We start from the raw sequence: 20,972 nt of genomic DNA, 5'->3' as shown, positions 1-20,972 counted from the left end.
AACCGCTCAAATCGTTCTCTTTTACTCCAGCCACTCCTGTCTGCGATAGGAGTCAGACATGCAGTAAGACAATAGAGCCTTTGCAGCCTTTACCTGATGATGTTTGATCGGAGCAGTGTTTTTCTTCTGCCGCTCAATCCATTCTTCCGCGCTCCGCTTATCCGCTATTTCTAAGCCGTATGGCGGCTCCGGGTAATCGATGTACGACGTTCTGCTCAGAAGCAATTTTCGAACCGGAATCTCAGCCTGTTTTTCCTTTACGATCTTTGACACAACCGAGTCCGTACGAAACAGGCTAAGCCCTGGATTTAACACTGATGCAGTCTGAGAGGCTGTTTTCTTGTCCCAAAAACGATTTTTAGACCCTATGTAGACACTGTCTTCCTCAGCCTCTAAAAAAGAAACGCAATAAATTTCCAGAGGAGAAATAATCACAATGCTTAATTCAACCGCCGCCTGCTGAATTTTCAGCACAGGCTTATACATAATAAAATAAGAATCAGGCAGCTGCTGGGTCAGATAACGCAAAATGCGGTCCTGCTTCACCTGGTTTGAGAGTTGAGATATTTCTGAAAGAGTAGAGCTTGCCCATTTGAGCTGAAAATCATATAAATGTCTTTTATAAAAAGAAGCAAGCGCCACCCTGCTCTTCGGGAGCCTTACATGAATATCTTCTTCGTCCTCAAACCATTGGTGTCTCTCTTCTTGTATATCGGCTTTTATCTCTTCTTTTCTTCTTTTCAATGAAAATTTTTTTCGTTTCTGCACCGGTTCCGGTTCTTCAGCACTGGCTTGCCTTTCTTCATGCTGTCGCTCCGCTGCTTCTACTAGTGAAAGCCAGCGCTCTTTTTTCAGACGTACAAACTGGTTGATATAATGGTACGGATCAAGCTCATATCTTGATATATAATCATGAATTTTGATGATTTGTGCCATGTTTGTTTCTCCACTCCGCAATGAATTAAGATAATTGAAATTTGAATATTTCCTCGTATTTTGGTGATTGGTTCAAGTGTATTTGAAAGAGCGAAAATCGTTCAGCCATCATCGAAACTTCGCCGCTTTCAAACGGAACATGAGCTGGAAATCCTTCTTCGCCTGTCCATTTTCTTGCCAGCGTCATATGAGGATGATACGGTCTTTTTTCCACTTGAAAGCCGGCCTGAAGTACAGCCTGCTTCGTATGTTCCCGCAGTCTATCAAGCGTTTTGTTTTTCTTTGGCTCCAGATGTAAAACGCGCGGCCTTCTGCGGTCGCCGAATACATCTATCTTGTCAAACTCAATTGAAAATGGGTCAATTTCTGAAGCAATCTCTGCTAGCGAAACTTCAAGCTTCTTTATTTGTGTCTCATCCGCCGCTCCGAGAAAAATTAACGTGATATGATAGTCAAGCGGGTGCACCCATTTTTGAAACGTCAATACCGGTTCGTTTTTCGCAGCCTGGTAGATCGGATTTGCAATTCCCTCAGGTATGGGAACGCCGATGAAATAATGAGGCCGTATATCTGGCATCCGTCTGACACTCCCTTCTTTGACAGCTATTATTTTATCAATAAAGAGGCTGTGCGGATAGAGGAACAGTGTATGAAAACACTCTCGCACAAACGTTTATTATGTTAGGATATTATATGACACTTGTTTTATTCAGAAAGGAATGACAATGTTGAAAATCGTTGCAAACACAGCTGATCTGATAGGAGATACACCGCTAGTGAGATTGAATCGGCTTCAGCCGGAAAATGCGGCACAAGTCTATTTAAAGCTTGAATTTTTCAATCCGAGCGGCAGTGTGAAAGACAGAGCCGCTTATCAAATGATCATAGAAGCTGAACAAAACGGTTTACTCAAGCCGGGATCAGTTATTATAGAGCCGACAAGCGGAAATACCGGAATCGGGCTCGCCATGAATGCGGCAGCACGCGGATATAAAGCAATCTTAGTTATGCCTGATACGATGACGAAGGAACGGATCAACCTGCTTAAAGCTTACGGTGCAGAGGTTGTATTAACTCCCGGAGAGGAAAGAATGCCGGGCAGCATCAAAAAAGCGAAGGAGCTTGCCGAACAAATTCCGAACAGCTATATTCCAATGCAGTTCGATAACACTGCTAATCCTGATGCGCACCGGAAAACAACAGCGCCTGAAATCGCCCGGGCAATAGAGGAAATTGGAAAACCGCTCGGCGCTTTTGTCGCCTCCTCTGGAACGGGCGGAACCATTACCGGAACAGGTGAGGCGCTCAAAGAGCTTTTTCCGGATATCACGGTTCATGTTGTTGAGCCAGCGGGTTCGCCTGTATTATCCGGCGGAAAACCTGGCGCGCATAAACTTGTAGGAACGAGCCCAGGCTTTATACCGCCGATTTTAAATGAAGACGTTTATGATGAAATTATCAAAATCTCTGATGAAGACGCGTATACGACGACAAGACGGCTTGCTGCTGAAGAAGGAATTCTTGTCGGTCCTTCATCAGGCGCTGCCTGCTTCGCGGCAATCGAAACAGCGAAACGCCTCTCTCCTGACAAAGTTGTGGTCTGCATGACAGCTGATACAGGAGAACGGTACTTATCAACTGATTTATGGTCATTTATTTAAAAAAAGGACTGGCTTCAGCAGAAGCCGGTCCTTTTATTTTGCAAGCTCGTAAATGGCCTGAGCATATAACGCTGTCGATCTCAGCAGGTCATCAATTTCGATATATTCATCCTTTTGGTGTGCGCTGTCAGGGCGTCCGGGGAACAGCGGGCCGAACGCGACACCGGCTTTTAAGGATCTCGCATATGTCCCCCCGCCGATTGAGATTAAGTCAGCTTTTTTACCCAGCTGGCCTTCATAAACCTTTTGCAGGGTTTTGACTAACGGATGATCTGCGGACACGTGATGCGGCTTGCTGTCTTTGAATTCTCCCAGCTCAAATTCAGATGCGCTTTCGAATGCATCGCGGATCACTTTGCTTTCAGCTGTCACAGGATAGCGGATATTGATCCCGAGCTCGCCTCCTTGCCCTTCTTTATAGCGCAGTGTTCCGACATTTAATGTCAGCTCACCGCTGATTTCATCCTCACAGTCGATGTCCAGTTTTTTTCCTCTTGTATCACCTGAGAACTTATCTGTCACAACTTGCACAAACCGCTTTCCTGCATCGTCAAGCTCAGTCTGCTGGAGAAATTCGCACAATAAAATGCCGGCATTGATCCCATTGTTCGGTTCCATCGCATGGCAGGAAAGACCGTACATACGCAAAATGAGCTGTCCGTTCTCTATTGCAGCTTCCCCTTTTTGGTCCGTCGTGCGGAGCATGTCTTTAAATGAAGACAGAATCTCTTCATTTTTCGGCCCTTCAATAACAGCTTCCGCAGCATCAGGCACCATGTTCAAACGAAGGCCTGATTGAAACGAGACAAGCACTGCCTTTGGTTCTGCTTGATTTGGACGGTGTGGAATAAGTAAAGAAGCATCGATGATCCCTTTTTCCGCATTAATGATCGGAAAATCGGCGTCAGGCGCAAAGCCCATTGTTGGCATTTCTTCATGCTTGAAATAATGCTCTACGCATCTCCAATCACTTTCTTCATCTGTTCCGATAATCATTCTGACTCGCTTGGACAGGGGCAGATTCATGTCTTTCACGATTTTCAGCGCGTAGAATGCCGCCATTGTCGGGCCTTTGTCATCAATGGCGCCCCTTGCATAAATCCGTCCGTTGCGGATTTCAGCTGAAAATGGATCACTCGTCCACCCATCTCCCGGCGGCACGACGTCAACATGGCAAAGTACGCCGATAATGTCATCGCCCTCCCCCCATTCAATATGACCTGCGAAGCCGTCAAGATTTTTTGTTGTAAAGCCTTCTTTTTCTCCAAGCTCCAGCAATGAAGTCAGGCTGGCGTTTACCCCTTCTCCAAACGGTTTACCGGGTCCGGCGGTTGTTTCGTCCATGACACTATTGATTCTCAAAAATTCCTGCGTATCACGAATTAAATCCTCTTTTTTTCTGATCACTTCAACTTCCCAGTTCATAATGATCCCCTTTCCGCAAGAAATGACTTGCAAAAACCAAATAAAACGAATAATATTAATGGTGTTTTGTTAAAACGTTCGTAATTGGAGGATACTATGTTTCATCTAAAAGAGCAGCAAACATCCATAAAGCAAGAAATCATAGCAGGGCTGACGACCTTTTTCACAATGGTCTATATCGTCGTGGTCAATCCGGTCATTCTGGCTAACGCCGGGGTTCCTTTCGACCAGGTGTTCACCGCAACGATTATTGCCTCCATTGTCGGAACGCTGTGGATGGCCCTGGCAGCAAATTATCCGATTGCTATTGCGCCCGGCATGGGCTTGAACGCTTATTTAGCCTTTCATGTCGTAAGCGCAAGCGATGGCGGCATCACGTACGCAACAGCTTTCAGCGCAGTATTTACAGCAGGGGTTCTCTTCATTATTCTATCGTTAACGCCTTTAAGAAAACAACTTATAGAAGCGATTCCAAACAATTTAAAATACGGGATCACAACAGGGATCGGGCTGTTTATTGCTTTTATCGGTTTGCGTCAAGCGGGCATTGTGGCAGCTGATGAGTCAAACCTGGTCACTCTCGGCAATCTGCATTCACCTGGTGTTATCTTAACACTGGTTGGCCTTTTGATCAGCGTGGTCCTGATGGTGCTGAATGTAAGCGGCGCTTTATTTATCGGAATGGCAGCTACCGCTTTGATCGCCTTTTTCACCGGTCAGCTCCATTTTTCAAAGGGATTTATGTCACTTCCTCATTTGCCGGAAGGATTGATGATCTCAAATCCATTTACCGCTTTTGGCGATGTCATTCATCACGGCCTGTACGCTGTCGTCTTTTCTTTTCTATTAGTCACCATTTTTGATACGACAGGCACGATGATCGGAGTTGCCGAGCAAGCCGGGCTGATGAAAAACAACAAGCTGCCTAACGTGCGAAAAGCGCTGCTTGCTGATTCAACAGCGACGACAGTAGGAGCTGTTTTCGGCACAAGTCCGACGACCGCATTTATCGAATCTTCCGCCGGTGTCGCAGCCGGGGGAAGAACGGGGCTTACGGCTTTGACTGTGGCTGTGATGTTTGCGGCTTCAATGTTTTTCAGTCCGCTTGTCAGCGCCTTGTCCGGTATAGCCGCCATCACCTCGCCTGCTTTGATTATCGTCGGCAGCTTGATGATGGGCTCGGTTTCCAATATGAACTGGAAAGAGATGGACGAGGCATTTCCAGCGTTTCTCGTCATTCTGGCCATGCCTTTGACATCCAGCATTTCAACAGGAATTGCGCTTGGCTTTATTTCATATCCGATCGTAAAAGCGGCGCGGGGAAAATGGAGAGAGATTCATCCGCTCGTCATCGTTTTCGCCATTCTGTTTTTCATCCAGCTGTTTATTTTATAACATAGACCAAAAAACCCAAACGTCGTCGTTTGGGTTTTTTATGTAAACAATAAAGAGACAGCGGCCGCTAAAAAACAACAGGCGGCAAACGCATAGTGCAGGATGTTGATACAGTTTTTTCTGGCCCGATAATATTCATCACTTTCCTTATCGGTGCCAATTAAAAAAGGGGCATCCATGACCTTGTCAAAAATAAGCGTCAGGATATAACGGCAAACACCTGTATAGACCAGCAGCGCAATCACCTTCAGCCAAATTGGGGAAACAAATATGAGAACGGTGAAAGCTGACAATAGCATGTACATCTGCCTCGCATACTCGCCATTCCTCAGCATGACTTTAAAAAACAATTCCTTATAGCCTGTGCAGATCGTTCGTCTTTTAAATATCCTTTTTGAATTTCGGTATAATAACGGTTTTCTTCTCATCCTGTCTTTTACTTTTGGCATTCCCGCCTCCTGACTCATCATCATCACAAGTCCTGCAAGGGCAAGCCTGCTTTTTTTCTCTTCAGTCACCTCAGCTTCAAAAGCCGTGAACGAAGCCGTCTTTTTCAAACTGCGGATAACTGAGAAAAGCAAAAATAAAATGCCAAAAAGCGCAAGCAAGTGCCACTGAGTCAAAACAATCAGGATAGCAGAACCAGCAAAAAATATAGCTCTGACAAAAATATCGCCAATCCATCTCGAAATAGAGCGCGGCTTTCTGATCCTGTCTTGCTTTAAGGATAAAAAGAATATATGAAGGCCAAACAAATAACACAATAGAGCAGTGCTTTCTGCGAATGTGATGTGAACAGAATGACTGATCAAGGGAAGGACAATAAAAAAGAGAAGCAGCCATTTAGCCATCGTGACGAGAAAAGAATACAAAAGCGCGTACCGTTTGAGCTGATAGATGATTTCTTTCTTTTGCAGCAAAAACACTTTGTCCGCTTCCATTAAAAATGTACGAATCGAGCCTGTAAACATGATCAGCCCACACACAGCGTACAGCCATCTCCACTCCGCCACTTCAGACCACTCATAAAGAAGGCCTCTTCCATTCATCAAATCAATATACTGATAGATGACAAAAGCAATCGCCGGCAAAACAATATAGAGAGCGACTGTCCAGTCAATGACCGCATGCAACACTTTAAACTGATACTTGTAATAGTCAAACAGCCTTCGAAAAAAGAGCGTACGCCCGTTCATGGCCGATCACCTTGAACTGCCTTATAAAAACAGTCAAGCAATGACTGCCCCTCTAATCCGGTCTTGTCCTGAATATCTTTTAACGTGCCTTGGAGAAATAATGAACCTTTCTCAATCATATAAAACCGGTCACAGATTTTTTCCGCGGTATCGAGTACATGCGTGCACATAAGAATTCCGGCTCCACGTTCTTTTTCAGCCTTAAGCATGTCCACAAAGCGTTTCGTCGATATCGGATCAAGGCCGATAAACGGTTCATCAATCACATACATATCCGGCTTAGAGAGAAAGGCCTGGATAAGCATTAGTTTTTGCTGCATGCCCTTCGAAAAGGTGACAGGCAGCTCATGTTTGACCTGATCAAGCGAAAACGTCTGCAGCAGGCTTTGGGCCCGATGCGCAAATTCACTCTCTTCAATGCCGTGGAGTGTGCTGATCAGATCCAAATGCTCCCACAGCGTCAGTTCTTCGTAGAAGGACGGATGCTCCGGAATATATGCAAATGAACAGTCGTTCCAGGCAATATGCCCTTTAAAATCTTCTGAAAGGCCGAGTATCGCCTTGATTGCGGTGCTTTTTCCGGCGCCGTTAGCTCCGATCAGTCCAACCAGTTCCCCTTTTCTGACTTCCAGAAAAACATCGGTGAGCACTTTTTTTCGGCTTGTATACCCGGCCTGTTCTATTGAAGCTTCAAGCAAATTTGTCAAAACTCTCCCACCTCCAAAATTTACTACGAAACAGAATAAAAAAAGTTTCTTTAACCATAATAATATTGAGCCGAAATACATAGTAATCCAACAAGGATGGCTGCCCAACGCGAATTGGAAAAAATTAATAGGAGTTATCCCTAGATTCATCACTGCAATATCGTGTATAATGAGGGCGAATTATTATAACAATTACAGATGTCTGCCTTTGTTGCTATTTCGTACGCAGTTGATAGTCGTGAGTTGTGGTTAGTCAAGTCCATCCGATCTTATGATAGGGAGTGGTTTTTTGAAACCTTCAACAAACCGTATGCTAACTCGAATCAAATCAGTTTACATGTTTATCCAAGAAAAAGGTCTTGTGACAACACAGGAACTGGTTGACGAATTCGGCATTACACCTAGAACGATTCAAAGAGACTTAAATGTGTTGGCATATAATGATCTTGTTCATAGTCCAAGCCGTGGCAAGTGGGAGACAACGAGAAAGAAAGTAAAGATTACCTCATAAATTGAAAAATTACATAGGGCCGCCTGAGAGCGGCCCGATAGATAATAGGGCGCAGAAACTACTGAGCCTTGTTTTTGTGTGCTTATAAATAAAACCCCGCATTCGATATGCGGGGTTTTTGTCATGCTTGCGGCTCATTGAGCAAATGAAGCTCTTCCTCTGTCAGCTCACGGTATTCTCCGGGTGCCAGAGCGGGATCTAGGGAAACGCGTCCCATCGAAAGCCGCTTCAGATAAACCACTTCATTGCCGACTGCCTTTGCCATTTGCTTGACCTGATGGTATTTTCCTTCTGTAATTGTCAGGTATATCACGGTATTGCCACTGTCGTTTGTTTTGATTTCCGCTCTTGCCGGCTTTGTTTTATAGCCGCCCTCTATGTAGACACCCGTTTCCAAATCGGAGATGTCTTCCCTAGAAATCTGTGATTTTAAATGGACTTCATACGTTTTTGGAACATGCTTTTTAGGAGAAAGGAGCCGATGTGCGAGCTGGCCATCATTTGTGAGCAGCAAAAAGCCCTCTGTATCTTTATCAAGCCTGCCGGCTGGAAATGGCTCAAATCTCATCTCCTCCGGCGTCAGCAGATCGACCACTGTTTGCTGCCGGCTGTCCTCAGTCGCCGACAGCACGCCCTGCGGTTTATTCATCATAAGATAAATGAACTCTCGATAATCAACCGGTTCCCCGTATACGGTCACCTCCTGCGTATCAGGATCAACGTGCGCCTTTACATCTTTGGCAGGTTTGCCGTCGATCATCACGGCTCCAGCCTTTACAACGGCTTTGACTTCTTTTCTGGAACCATACCCGCTGTTGGCAAGCAGCTTATCAAGTCTCATTCCCAATCTCTCCTTTATAAAAGAAAGCCCGCAGCATGCGAGCCCTCAGTTTCATCATATCTAGTTCATCAGCCTGCATGTCTGCCTTTCCTTAAGAAACCTGGCAAACGGCGGCCTAAAATTTTCTGTAAAAATCCTAATCGGTAGCCGCAATACAGGTAGACAGCTCCGCCAACAGCGGCCGCGATCACCACAACAATCGCAGCTTGCAGCTGGCCATCCTGATAGGAAATAAAGAAGCCTAATACCCACTGCACGATTTTCACGGCAATACCCATAATGGCTGATAAGACAAGCATCAAAACAGTTCGTTTAACTAGTATCTTATACGAATAGCCTGCATGGCGCTTAATCATGATAAACCCATATAAAAGTGAAGCGATATATCCAAGCGCCGTCGCTAAAATCGCTCCGTCAGCCTGCATCAGCTTGATCAGCGGAACATTCAGCACAAGCTTGATCACGACACCGATCACAAGGCTGACAACCGCAAATTTTTGCTTATTGATGCCCTGCAGAATGGCTGCGTTGACTGTAAACAAAGAGAACAAAATCGCGACTGGCGAATACCATAGCAAAATGTTTGCCCCCAGTTCAGGGTGAAGGCTCTCTGACCCGTAAAAGAACGTATACGTCGGTCCTGACAATAGAGAGATCCCGACAACAGCCGGAATAATTAAAAACAGGATCGTCTGCATCGTTTGATTAATCTGCTGATTTAACAGCTTATAGTTTCCGCTTGTAAACGATTCAGTAATCGTTGGAATTAATGTCAGTCCGAAAGCAGTTGCTAGGGAAACCGGGATCATCACGAGCTTCTGAACATACAGGGTTAGAATCGCAAGCATGTCTTGGCTGATGGCTTGATGACCGGCTTCAATCATCGCTTTGTTAAACGTATTTGTATCAATATAGTTATACAAAGGGATGGCTAGTCCGACAAAAACGTACGGAGCAGCATAGCTGAACAGCTCGAAAAACATTTTTTTGTAGCTTAGGTTTGCTGTCGGACCCGTATTCGGCATCATCGCCAGCAGGCTGCCCTTCCGTTTGTTCCAATAAATATAAAGCACGACCAGCCCACCGAAGGCACCGATCAGCGCTGCGAAGGTTGCATAGCCCACAGCGATGACAAGGCCGCCGTTGAAAACCTTCAAAATCAAGAATGTCGCACTCAATAGAAAGATGATGCGGACAATCTGTTCAACGACTTGGGAAACAGCTGTCGGACCCATCATTTGGTGCCCTTGAAAGAATCCGCGGACAAGGCTCATAATCGGTACGACCAAAAGCGCTAAGCTGACCATGCGGATGACATAAACAACATGATCAATTGTCAGCCCGTTATTATCCTTGCCTCCCAGCGATATTTCCGCAAACATCGGAGCCGATAGATACAGAATGAAAAAGGCTATCATTCCTGTGACGAGCATAACCGACATGCCCGCCTTGAGCATTTTCCTGCTTGTCTCATAATCCCCTTTTGAATTATATTTGGAAACAAATTTAGAAACAGCGGCCGGAAAGCCCATCGTAGCAATATTCAAAAATAAAGTGTATTGGTTGTATCCGTATTGAAATAATGCACCGCCTGTCGCCCCGACCATAATGCTGAAGGGAATTAAATAGACCATCCCCAGAATCCGCGATATATATGTACCGAGCGTTAATACAAACGTGCCTCTTAACAGTTTGCTTGACATGTTTCTTCATCACCATTTTCTACGAAGATTCAACTTTTCTATTTTACCACAACTGGGCATTTAGACGGTAATAAATACAAAAGCAATCCTGTGAACATTCATGTCCGCGGCAAAAGACGTTTAAGGAGCGGCTTTCTTTCGCTATAATAGTACTGCGGACGGGGTGTCCGCACACGAAATGAAAAGAAAGTTGATGATAAAGATGAAACAATATGACGTAATCGTAATCGGCGGAGGCCCTTCAGGCTTGATGGCTGCGATTGCAGCAGGAGAACAGGGCGCTGGCGTGTTGCTGATAGATAAAGGAAATAAATTAGGACGGAAACTCGCGATTTCCGGGGGCGGCCGCTGTAATGTGACGAACCGTCTTCCTGTGGAAGAAATTATCAAGCACATCCCCGGCAACGGGCGTTTTTTATACAGCGCGTTTTCTGAATTTAATAATGAGGACATTATCAAGTTTTTTGAAAACCTCGGCATTCAATTGAAGGAAGAGGATCACGGCCGGATGTTCCCTGTGACCGACAAAGCCCAAAGTGTCGTTGACGCGCTGTTAAACAGGCTGAAGCAGCTCCGCGTAACAATCAGAACGAACGAGAAAATTAAATCTGTTATATATGAAGATGGACAGGCAGCAGGGATTGTGACGAATAATGGCGAAATGATCCATAGCCAGGCAGTCATTATCGCTGTAGGCGGTAAAAGCGTGCCTCATACCGGAAGCACGGGAGACGGCTATGAATGGGCTGAAGCCGCGGGCCATACCATAACAGAGCTGTTTCCGACAGAGGTTCCCGTCACTTCTGGCGAACCGTTCATTAAGCAAAAAACACTTCAGGGCTTATCACTAAGAGATGTAGCCGTCAGTGTGTTAAATAAAAAAGGCAAACCGATTATCACACATAAAATGGACATGCTGTTTACCCATTTCGGCCTCTCAGGACCTGCCATTCTCAGATGCAGCCAATTTGTCGTAAAAGAGCTGAAAAAACAGCCTCAAGTGCCGATCAGAATCGACTTGTATCCGGATATCAATGAAGAAACGCTTTTCCAAAAGATGTATAAAGAACTGAAGGAAGCACCGAAAAAAACCATTAAAAACGTGCTGAAGCCTTGGATGCAGGAGCGCTATCTCCTATTCCTGCTCGAAAAAAACGGCATCTCTCCGAACGTATCGTTTTCTGAGCTGCCGAAGGATCCTTTCAGACAATTTGTAAGGGACTGCAAGCAGTTTACTGTCCTCGCAAATGGCACACTGTCGCTTGATAAGGCATTTGTCACGGGAGGCGGGGTATCTGTAAAAGAAATTGACCCGAAAAAGATGGCTTCTAAAAAAATGGAGGGGCTTTATTTTTGCGGTGAAATTCTGGATATCCACGGCTACACAGGCGGATACAATATTACCTCCGCCCTTGTCACAGGCAGGCTTGCAGGGCTAAATGCCGGGCAATACGCCCGTTCTTAATCATTACTCTTTAAATCTCTTGCCGCCAAACTCACATTTGAACATTCCCCGCATTCATGTTAGGGTGAGACTTGTTTTGTTTCACCTGATTGCGGGGTAATTTTAAGAGAGGAATGAGCTGCCATCGTACGACCATACTAAGCCTGCGAGCAAGATATAGGCGTACACAAAAAATTAGAGGGTGAGAAATGTTGAAACATATATCTAGTGTATTTTGGATTGTGATTGCAATCACAGCTGCAGCTGTATTATGGGGTGTTATTTCTCCTGACAGCCTGCAAAATGTGTCTCAATCGGCACAAGCATTTATTACCGATTCATTTGGTTGGTATTATCTTTTAGTTGTCTCTTTGTTTGTCGGGTTTTGTCTCTTTTTGATTTTCAGCCCGATCGGAAAAATCAAACTCGGAAAGCCTGATGAAAAACCGGAATTCGGGTTATTATCATGGTTTGCCATGCTGTTCAGCGCAGGCATGGGAATCGGCTTAGTATTCTACGGTGCGGCTGAACCGATCAGCCATTACGCAATTAGCTCTCCATCAGGTGAAACAGAAACCCCCCAAGCCTTCAGAGATGCACTCCGCTATACGTTTTTCCACTGGGGTTTGCACGCTTGGGCCATTTATGCCATTGTGGCATTATGCATTGCCTATTTCCAATTCCGCAAAGGCGCGCCCGGATTAATCAGCAGCACACTGTCACCGATTCTCGGGGATAAAGTAAACGGACCGATCGGAAAGGCCATTGACTGTATTGCAGTTTTCGCCACTGTTGTCGGGGTGTCAACAAGTCTTGGTCTTGGCGCAACCCAAATTAACGGCGGTTTGAATTACCTGTTCGGCATTCCGAATGCGTTTATCGTCCAATTGGTTTTAATCATTATTGTGACAGTGCTCTTTTTACTTTCTGCGTGGAGCGGACTCGGAAAAGGAATTAAGTATTTAAGCAACACAAACATGGTATTGGCCGGATTGTTAATGTTGTTTATGCTCGTTGTCGGTCCTACAGTGCTGATAATGAACTCATTTACAGATTCTATCGGACAATACATTCAAAATATTGTTCAAATGAGCTTCAGACTGACACCGAATGATCCTGAAAAACGCGAATGGATTAATAGCTGGACGATTTTCTATTGGGCATGGTGGATTTCCTGGTCTCCATTTGTCGGCATTTTCATCGCCCGTGTATCCAGAGGCCGGACGATCCGCGAATTTTTAATCGGCGTCTTGGTGACACCTTGTATTTTGACATTTCTATGGTTCTCCATTTTCGGCGTATCAGCCATGGATCTCCAGCAAAAAGGCGCGTTCAATGTAGCAAAGCTGTCCACTGAAACGATGCTGTTCGGAACACTTGATCACTATCCGCTGACAATGGTGACATCGATCCTTGCATTGATTCTGATCGCAGTATTTTTTATCACGTCTGCAGATTCAGCTACATTCGTGCTGGGCATGCAGACGTCGTACGGTTCTTTAAATCCGGCGAATTCTGTGAAACTCAGCTGGGGCATCATTCAGTCCGCCATGGCGGCTGTGCTCCTATATTCCGGAGGGCTTGCCGCTTTGCAGAACACAGCGATTCTGGCAGCGCTGCCGTTTTCTATCGTTATCCTGCTGATGATTGCCTCTCTCTATCAATCGCTCTCAAAAGAAAGAAGAGAGATCAAAAAAGCGGAGAAACTCGATAAACCGAGAAGTCCAAGAGTGAAAAAAGCATATTAACAAAAAAGATCTTTCCGCGCCTGCGGAAAGATCTTTTTATTTGCGATATAAGATAAGGGCGGAAAAACAGTAAAGCTGCTCGCCGTCTGGGTCGCACGCGGCCGAAACCGTATATTTGATATCAATCAGCTGCTCCTCCGATATCCCTTTTAAAAATGAATTGATTTCCGTCTGTAAGTCTTTTTCATGCTCTTCATCAAATACCGCTACCTTCAGCATTTTATCCGCTCTCCTTTCTCTATCAATCTATTCCGTTTGGAACAGCGTTATGATAGAGAAATGATGATTATCTCGTTTCCGGATAAAAAGCTTTCCGTATATGGGATTTCCTCTGTGGCTCGCCGCCGTGCTGCTCCACTTTCAGCAGCACGGCATAAACAATCCGCATATGACAGTAGCTGATAAGGCTGACGCTGAAAAAAGGGACAATGCCCGGCAGGTACGCAAGCAAGAAAAAGAGAGCAACAGTCAGCGCAAGCATAGTAAGCGTATATTGCAAATACGCCACACTGAGCAAGAGCGAAAATTTCACATACAGACGTTTTTTCCAGTCAAAATGGACGAGCAGCGGAAACACATAAAAAAGCATGGATACGAACAAAAAGCCAAATATCATAATGGCGAAGCGCAGGATGTGCAGAAGGAAATGACTTGGATAGATGAAGGCCAAATCAATATAAATGATCACTCCGATGAGCGCCAGTACAGCGCCGAGCAGATTTGAACGAAAAAATTCACCCTTATATTCCTGCCAAAACGTTTTGAGCACCGGAACGTTGTCCTGCCCCTGGATCCACTTCCGCATGACAGCAAATAAAGCCGCGGTCGCGGGCATAATGCCAAACACACCGAGACCGAGCAACGTAAAAAACAGCCACAGCAAGTTTGTATACGCAAATCTCATGATCCATTCGCAAAAACGCAGCATCCGTCCCAGTGAGCCATCATGTTCCATGGCGCCCCCTCCTTTTTTTGCATTATACATTCTGCATCTGAAAAAGCTCTTTCATGCCGATCGGCTTCTTTTCGGCAACCGAGCGCCACATTCCCTCACCAACCGCGATGGAGTAGGCTCCAGCTTCAGCCCCGGCTAAAATATCATAGCGGCGCAGCGGGTCTTTTCCTAAAAAAAGATCCTCAAGCAAAAGCGGATCACCTCCGCCATGCCCCCCTTCATTTTTGACTACTTGTATCGTCTGCTTTGATTCAAAAAGCGGATAGTATTCGATTGTCTGCTCAGGAAAAGCAAACGGAATTCTGGAAGGTTCGTGAAATTCATTTGATTCAATACGCCCTTTTGTGCCGTTGATCGTCAGCCGGTAGCCTTCATACGGGGCCGAAAAAACAATCGAGTAGCTTAACAGTGCGCCGCCATCATATTTGACTGCCGCTACGTACGTATCCTCGATGTCAATTTCCTCGTCAAAAATACACGCGTCAGGCCTGTATGCAGTATATAAGCTAGACTGGTCTCCTGCTTCGAGATGATCATCTTTTATAGAAGCTTTAGAGGAACGGGGATGCCACCTTGAATAGTAGTGGCATTTTTCTTTAACACGGCACGTCCCGCAAAAACGCCCGTCTTCTTCGGGCAAGGGGTTCCACTCACTGTCCGGCCCATAGTAATTCAAGGCGCCATAAGCAAATACCTCTTCCGGGTTTTGTCCGAGCCACCAATTGACGAGATCGAAGTGATGTGTTGATTTATGGACAGAAAGACCGCCGGAAAACTGTCTCGACCTGTTCCAGCGTTTAAAATAGCTGGCGCCATGATACGTATCAATATACCAATTTAAATCAACGGAGGTGACCCTGCCTATTTTTCCGTCCAGAATCATTTCTTTTATTTTCCGATGAAACGGGCTGTAGCGATAGTTAAACGCGACGGTGACTTTTCCTTCGCTTTTGGCCTCCGCTTCAAGCACCCGATTCGCATCCTGCACTGTTGTCACCATTGGTTTTTCAGTAATTACATCTGTATCCCACTGAAGGCTTTTCACAATATATGTGACATGCGTATCGTCCCTGCCTGCCACAATGACGATATCAGGCTTTGACACGCGCATCATCTCGTCAAAAGCATCTTCGCTAAACTCGGGCACGTGGGCCAGCTCGGGAAATTTCTTTTTGCAAACGGCAAAACGTTTCGGATCGGCATCCAGCAATCCCGTAATCTCATAATGAGTTGAAAACCGCTCCAACAGCGGTTTGATAAACATACTGAATGCTCTGCTGCTCAATCCGCAAAAGACGATGTTCTTCAATATCCTCACCTCTATCGGGCTTCAGTTAGTTGAGAAATCAGCTGCAGCGCTTCCTCTGTTTTTTCAGCGTACACAGGGATAAACGCCGCCATATCGCGATTCAATCGAAAAGAATAGCCGTTCAGCTGTTTTTTCCCTTTTTCGATCTGAACGGCATAGATCGTTTTTTCTCCTGTTTTTTTATTAACAGTTGTATAAGGAGATGTTTTTTTAGGAGGCAATCCGTTTAACGGCTGAAAATTTTCCGGATCATCGTAAGCTTGAAACATGTCTTCAGGCACGATGAAAACATCTCCCTCATGGGCGGTAATTTCAGTCAGCAGTTTTTCCTGAAAAGCTGGAAAGATATCGACCTTCCCGGCATTCTGCTCGGCGGCCTTTTTTATTTTTTCCTGTACGCCAGCCTGCATATCAGAAAAGAGAATGACATGCATTCCGTCCGGCCTGCTTGAGCATGATGCCAAAAAGAGCACTGAGACGATCACACACAAAGCCGTACGTATCTTTTTTGTCATTTCCCCGCTGACCTAAAAAGAGGCTCCAGCTCTGTCATAGCTAAAATAAACGCGCCGGCTCCGTGCAGGTCGTTTGTGCTTCTTTCGCGGCTGACATAATAGTCATAGAAACCGGCTGACGTTCCGACACATATGTCTTTGACGAGAAACGCTCCGTCTTCTGATGTTTCGGTTTTATGCTGAATCAAGCCTTGATACGCTTTTAGCAGTGTTGTTTCGTAAGCTCTGTCTAAATAGCCTTTATTGATTCCCTTCGCAAATGCGTACATGTACAGGCAGGATCCTGAGCTTTCCAGCCAGTTATCAGACCTGTCTCCCTTATCAACGATCTGATACCATAACCCGGTCTCCTTGTCTTGATAGCGGCAGATGCTTTCCATCATGTCCTGCAGCGTGTTTTTCCACACATGACGGTTTGGATGCTTCTTCGGCAGCACTTCAATCATGTCAGCAAGAGACATGACGTACCAGCCGATGGAACGTGCCCAAAATTCCGGTGAACAGCCTGTCTCTTCATTGGCCCAAGGCATTTTTTTCGCTTCATCCCAGGCGTGATAAAAGAGTCCGGTTTTTGCATCCTTCGTATGCTTTCTCATCAATGACTCCTGCAGCACAACCTGATCAAACAGCTCCGGCTCCTGCTTCAGATTGGCATATTTCAGTGCGAACGGCCCCCCCATGTATAAGCCGTCAAGCCACATTTGGTATGGATAACCGTCTTTGTGCCAAAAACCGCCCTCAGAAGTCCGGTTCAGTGTTCCATATAAGCCGCGCAGCCTTTTTGCCGCTTTGACATACCGTTCATCCTTCGTCTGCTCGTATAATGGAAAAAGAATGAGACCCGCTTGAATGGCGTCCAGTTCATCTCTTCTAAATAATAGATTGCCATAATCATCGATTAAGAGATCTGCATAGGCCTTCGCATACTCAAAATACCGCTTTTCCCCGGTTGCTTCCCACAGCCGCAATACACCGCATAAGAAAACACCCTGGTGGTAGTGCCAGCGGTTTGCAGGAGGCAGCTCCTCGACTGCGTACGTATTCATAATGGTTTTTGCCAATGCCTCCGCGTACGTAAGAGGCGATTTTACAGCGATTGATTGATCCATTGAACCCATCCCTTTCTTAATAAATTCCTTCCTCGCCAAATTTCTTCGCCAAACGATTCGCAAGCATGACCAAAATCAGCCCGACCGCCGCTTTAAATACGCCGACTGCTGTACTGTAGCTGAATTGGCCCTGTTTCAGCCCTGCAGTATAAACGTACGTATCAAAAATTTCCGCCACTTCCCTGTTTGTCGCATTTAACAGCAAATACACATGCTCGAAGCCAAGCTCCAGCGTGTCTCCGATTTTCAAAATCAGCAAAACGACGATAACGCTTTTAATGGCGGGCAGCGTAATATGCCACATTTGCCGCAGCCGTCCCGCTCCGTCCATTTTCGCCGCTTCATACAGCTGGGGGTCAACCGCTGTAATGGCCGCCAGATAAATGATCGTCGACCAGCCCGCTTCCCTCCAGATAACCTGCAGAATATACAAGGGCCGGAACCATTCTTCGTTCAGCAGAAAATTGATTTTTTCACCACCAAAAAACACAATCAGTTCATTAATCAAGCCTCCGTCTACCGTTAAAAGCACAAACGAAAGCGATACAACAATGACCCAAGACATAAAATGCGGGATATAAATCAGCGTCTGAACAAATTTTTTAAAGAGAGCAATCCGCACTTCGTTCAATAGAAGCGCCAACAGTATCGGCACCGGGAAAAATATGGCCAGGTTCAAAGCAAATAACACGAGCGTGTTTTTTAACAAGAGAAAAAATGTAGGCTCAGTAAACAGCCTGATAAAATGCTTCAGCCCCACCCACTCACTGCCCAAAATGCCGAGGAACGGCTGATAATCCTGAAACGCAATCACAATTCCCCACATCGGGACATACTTAAAAAGCAAAAAATAAATACACCCTGGCAAAATCATCAAGTACAAATATTTTTGCTGAATCAGCTTACTTAGTAAGCGCTTTCTTTTTTCTTTTTTAAAAATGACTGCATCAACAGCCGGCGCTTGCGCTTCTGCTGTTTTCATTTTTTCCTAGCCTCCTTTCACGGGTTCTTGCATTCACTGTAGCGCAGCAGGCAAAAGTCCGTCTACAATCATATGATCACATCCTGTTTTATCCCTTTATAATCAAGGGTTCAGCAGGTCCACCTGAAAAAAAGACACCGATATTAGAAAATGATTATTGACAATATCTATCAATCTTTGGATTAATTGTATTAAGGTGAAGTGGATGTTATGAAATGGGGGGTTTTATGAAAAGAAGCCAATACAAGTTTTACTACAAACTGATCACGTTTTTCTGCCTGCTCAGCACCATTCCGGTTATTTTGGTCGGATTGTTTTCGTACGAGCACTCTCAGAAAACGGCTATTTCCAACGTTTCGGAGGAAAAATTCGACACACTCCAGCAGACCCAGCAAAGCATCGAGCATATATTGAAAACCGTTGATCACTCTTTAACCCACTATGTGAGTTCGCCGCCTCTCCTTCGCACATTGTCCGAGCCTTTGCACTCAGACCAATTTCAAATCTATAACCAAGTGAACCAAGAGCTCAATTATCTGCAAAGCTTTGATACCGATCTGTCCAACATGACGTTAGTCAGTTATACGAAAAAATGGTACATGAACAATTCCGGTTTGTACCGTTTGAATACAGACACTCTTCATGAAGCAGCCTCAGCGTACACGAAACACAAAGCGAGCCGCTCCTATTGGACGCTTGAGGAAAACAATCATTTGATTTCAACCAAAGAAAGCACAGCAGAAAACTGCCGCTACAATATCAATTTAATTAAGCAGCTTCCTTTGAACAGCACAAATACAAAAGGATTGGCCGCCGCAAGCATTCCGAGCTGTTCGCTTGTCAAAAATATGCCTGGCTATTCAAACGCCAACAACCTGTTTATCATCGATGAAAAAGGCCGCATTATCCTTCATAACAACATGTCTGATGTCGGTGAATCTCTTCATAACGACGGCTTTGTCCAAAAAGTGCTGGCGCAAACCGCCAATAGCGGACAGTTTGAAACAGTGATTGACCGGATTCATTATAAAGTCACCTATCAAAAATCTGACTATAATACATGGACTTATTTTTCTCTCGTTTCCCTGCCCGAGCTAAAAAAAGAAGCCAAGTCAATTGGCTGGATCACTTTTGCAGTATGCCTTATTTTGTTAACGCTTTCATTATTGTTCTCTTGGCTGGGCTCCCGCCATTTTTACAAGCCGATCAGGATGCTTTACGAATCATTCGCAAGACATGGAGCCATACAAGAGAAACAGCAGCCTCCTCAAAATGAATTTGAGTTAATTGAACAGAGCTTTAAGCAGCTGAAGGACAGAAATGACGACCTTGAGGAAACGATGAAGCAGCAGGCCACTCACCTGCAGCAATATTTTATGGTCAGGCTTATGCTTGGAAAACTGACGGATGAGGAGGTTGATAACCGTTTTGAAAGCCTCGGCTTAAAGCAAAATTGGCGGCACCTTGCCCTGCTTGTGCTCCAAATTGACACACTGAATCATACGCCTTATGAGAAAAAAGATATGGATCTGCTTTTGTTTGCCGTCAACAGCCTGATTGAGCGCAGCATCCCGACGGACAAACATCTTGCCCCCGCCGTAGTTGACAAACAGCAGGCGACGATTTTGATCAACCAAAGCGGGACAAAAGAAGAATTCATAGCTGAGCTGAATGAGACTGCAAGGATGATTCAGGAAAAAGCGGTAGCTGAGCTGCAGCTGTCTGTCAGCATCGGCATCAGCCAGCCGTTTGATGTGCTGACAAAAGCGAAAACAGCCTATGCGGAAGGCTCAGAAGCGTTGAAATACCGGCTTAAAGCGGAAAACAAGTCGATCATCTTTTACGAAGACCTTGACCAGAAAAAAACCTTCAAAACCCATTTTCCAAAGCAGCTTCAGCATGAGCTGTTCGATGCCGTTAAAGCAGGAGACAAGGAGAAAGCGGATAAATGCCTGCACGCGATTTTGCAAGCCATTTTCACCCAGAACACCAACCCGTATCAATTTCAAATCGCCATCGCCCGTTTTTTGAACCATGTGATTGAGCTGATGCATGTGCTTGGGATCGAATTGTTTGAGCTTGAAGAAAACAAAATGCTGTATGACCAAATTTTTGAGCTGAAAACGTTCGAGGATACCGAAAACTGGCTAAAGAATGAGTTTATTGTTCCGATGACAGACAAAGTGAACGCCCGCGCGGATGCCCAGTACAAAAATATTTCCGACAACATCATTCATATCATCCATCATGAGTTTGAATCCGAATTGACACTGGACGAAATCGCGCGCAGGCTGCATTACAACCCAAATTATTTAAGCAGCATTTTCAAAAAAGAAATGGGTATTTCATTCAGCGAGTATGTCTCAAGCTACCGACACCATATGGCAAAAAGCTGGCTTGCCGAAACAGACATGGCGGTCAAGGACATTGCCGAAAAGCTGAAATATAAAAACTCGCAAAATTTTATCAGGTCTTTTAAAAAGCTGGAGGGAATTACACCGGGAAACTACCGCCAGCAAAAAAGAAGCATGTAAA

At 45.2% G+C, this 20,972-nt stretch carries 19 protein-coding genes; 6 read left to right on the top strand and 13 right to left on the bottom strand.

Annotated features, from left to right (window positions below; translation table 11 throughout):
• Window positions 1-21: 21 nt before the first annotated feature.
• Complete coding sequence (locus M1D94_RS06015; RefSeq protein WP_003229241.1) at window positions 22-936, bottom strand: hypothetical protein; 915 nt, start codon at window positions 934-936, stop codon at window positions 22-24.
• Window positions 937-961: 25 nt separating this feature from the next.
• The gene (gene thpR / locus M1D94_RS06010) at window positions 962-1,513 is read right to left on the bottom strand and encodes an RNA 2',3'-cyclic phosphodiesterase (RefSeq protein WP_021480324.1); all 552 of its coding nucleotides are present in this window, start codon (window positions 1,511-1,513) and stop codon (window positions 962-964) included.
• Window positions 1,514-1,661: 148 nt separating this feature from the next.
• On the opposite strand from thpR, the gene cysK reads away from it, so the two are divergent.
• Window positions 1,662-2,597 carry a cysteine synthase A gene (gene cysK / locus M1D94_RS06005; protein WP_003229237.1) on the top strand — a complete coding sequence of 312 codons (936 nt, stop codon included), beginning with the start codon at window positions 1,662-1,664 and terminating at the stop codon, window positions 2,595-2,597.
• Between the two features lie 33 nt (window positions 2,598-2,630).
• Here cysK and pepV read toward each other — a convergent pair whose 3' ends face one another.
• Window positions 2,631-4,022, bottom strand: a complete 1,392-nt coding sequence (gene pepV, locus M1D94_RS06000; RefSeq protein ID WP_021480325.1) for a dipeptidase PepV — start codon at window positions 4,020-4,022, stop codon at window positions 2,631-2,633.
• 96 nt (window positions 4,023-4,118) lie between these two features.
• On the opposite strand from pepV, the gene pbuO reads away from it, so the two are divergent.
• On the top strand, window positions 4,119-5,417 hold the full coding sequence (gene pbuO, locus M1D94_RS05995; RefSeq protein WP_003229234.1) for a hypoxanthine/guanine permease PbuO: 1,299 nt from the start codon (window positions 4,119-4,121) through the stop codon (window positions 5,415-5,417).
• A 38-nt stretch (window positions 5,418-5,455) separates the two neighbouring features.
• Here the strand turns inward: pbuO and M1D94_RS05990 are convergent, their stop codons facing one another.
• Window positions 5,456-6,613 carry an ABC transporter permease gene (locus M1D94_RS05990; protein WP_257435783.1) on the bottom strand — a complete coding sequence of 386 codons (1,158 nt, stop codon included), beginning with the start codon at window positions 6,611-6,613 and terminating at the stop codon, window positions 5,456-5,458.
• Window positions 6,610-7,320, bottom strand: a complete 711-nt coding sequence (locus tag M1D94_RS05985; protein ID WP_042977616.1) for an ABC transporter ATP-binding protein — start codon at window positions 7,318-7,320, stop codon at window positions 6,610-6,612. The genes M1D94_RS05990 and M1D94_RS05985 overlap by 4 nt, the downstream gene beginning before the upstream one ends.
• Before the next feature lie 289 nt (window positions 7,321-7,609).
• Between M1D94_RS05985 and M1D94_RS05980 the strand changes: the two genes are divergently transcribed.
• Complete coding sequence (locus M1D94_RS05980; RefSeq protein WP_003152337.1) at window positions 7,610-7,831, top strand: DeoR family transcriptional regulator; 222 nt, start codon at window positions 7,610-7,612, stop codon at window positions 7,829-7,831.
• Window positions 7,832-7,952: 121 nt separating this feature from the next.
• Here the strand turns inward: M1D94_RS05980 and M1D94_RS05975 are convergent, their stop codons facing one another.
• Together M1D94_RS05975 and murJ are read right to left on the bottom strand one after the other, a co-directional pair.
• Window positions 7,953-8,672, bottom strand: coding sequence for a pseudouridine synthase (locus tag M1D94_RS05975; protein ID WP_014480587.1), 720 nt, complete (start codon window positions 8,670-8,672; stop codon window positions 7,953-7,955).
• A 68-nt stretch (window positions 8,673-8,740) separates the two neighbouring features.
• On the bottom strand, window positions 8,741-10,375 hold the full coding sequence (gene murJ, locus M1D94_RS05970; protein WP_014480588.1) for a lipid II flippase MurJ: 1,635 nt from the start codon (window positions 10,373-10,375) through the stop codon (window positions 8,741-8,743).
• 202 nt (window positions 10,376-10,577) lie between these two features.
• On the opposite strand from murJ, the gene M1D94_RS05965 reads away from it, so the two are divergent.
• Complete coding sequence (locus M1D94_RS05965) at window positions 10,578-11,840, top strand: BaiN/RdsA family NAD(P)/FAD-dependent oxidoreductase (protein ID WP_072173641.1); 1,263 nt, start codon at window positions 10,578-10,580, stop codon at window positions 11,838-11,840.
• Window positions 11,841-12,028: 188 nt separating this feature from the next.
• A complete protein-coding gene (gene opuD / locus M1D94_RS05960; RefSeq protein WP_003229220.1) occupies window positions 12,029-13,567 on the top strand; it encodes a glycine betaine transporter OpuD in 1,539 nt (512 codons plus the stop codon).
• Between the two features lie 36 nt (window positions 13,568-13,603).
• On the opposite strand, the gene M1D94_RS05955 is transcribed toward opuD, so the two are convergent.
• From M1D94_RS05955 to rmgP, 6 genes are all read right to left on the bottom strand, one after another.
• The gene (locus M1D94_RS05955; RefSeq protein WP_003223398.1) at window positions 13,604-13,786 is read right to left on the bottom strand and encodes a sporulation protein Cse60; all 183 of its coding nucleotides are present in this window, start codon (window positions 13,784-13,786) and stop codon (window positions 13,604-13,606) included.
• A gap of 67 nt (window positions 13,787-13,853) precedes the next feature.
• Window positions 13,854-14,522, bottom strand: a complete 669-nt coding sequence (locus tag M1D94_RS05950) for a YesL family protein (protein ID WP_161619623.1) — start codon at window positions 14,520-14,522, stop codon at window positions 13,854-13,856.
• A 22-nt stretch (window positions 14,523-14,544) separates the two neighbouring features.
• On the bottom strand, window positions 14,545-15,831 hold the full coding sequence (locus M1D94_RS05945) for a Gfo/Idh/MocA family protein (protein ID WP_021480330.1): 1,287 nt from the start codon (window positions 15,829-15,831) through the stop codon (window positions 14,545-14,547).
• Window positions 15,832-15,842: 11 nt separating this feature from the next.
• A complete protein-coding gene (rmgS, locus tag M1D94_RS05940; protein WP_080332618.1) occupies window positions 15,843-16,346 on the bottom strand; it encodes a rhamnogalaturonan transport/degradation protein RmgS in 504 nt (167 codons plus the stop codon).
• Window positions 16,343-17,464, bottom strand: a complete 1,122-nt coding sequence (gene rmgQ, locus M1D94_RS05935) for an unsaturated rhamnogalacturonyl hydrolase (RefSeq protein ID WP_282627325.1) — start codon at window positions 17,462-17,464, stop codon at window positions 16,343-16,345. The genes rmgS and rmgQ overlap by 4 nt, the downstream gene beginning before the upstream one ends.
• Before the next feature lie 7 nt (window positions 17,465-17,471).
• The gene (rmgP, locus tag M1D94_RS05930) at window positions 17,472-18,437 is read right to left on the bottom strand and encodes a polygalacturonan/rhamnogalacturonan ABC transporter permease (protein ID WP_014665041.1); all 966 of its coding nucleotides are present in this window, start codon (window positions 18,435-18,437) and stop codon (window positions 17,472-17,474) included.
• A gap of 215 nt (window positions 18,438-18,652) precedes the next feature.
• Between rmgP and M1D94_RS05925 the strand changes: the two genes are divergently transcribed.
• Window positions 18,653-20,971, top strand: coding sequence for a helix-turn-helix domain-containing protein (locus M1D94_RS05925; protein ID WP_282627305.1), 2,319 nt, complete (start codon window positions 18,653-18,655; stop codon window positions 20,969-20,971).
• Window position 20,972: the final 1 nt, after the last annotated feature.

The organism is Bacillus sp. JZ109, assembly GCF_053903135.1.
The sequence above is the reverse complement of the archived record's forward strand: the minus strand, read 5'-3'. Positions and strand labels throughout refer to the sequence as shown.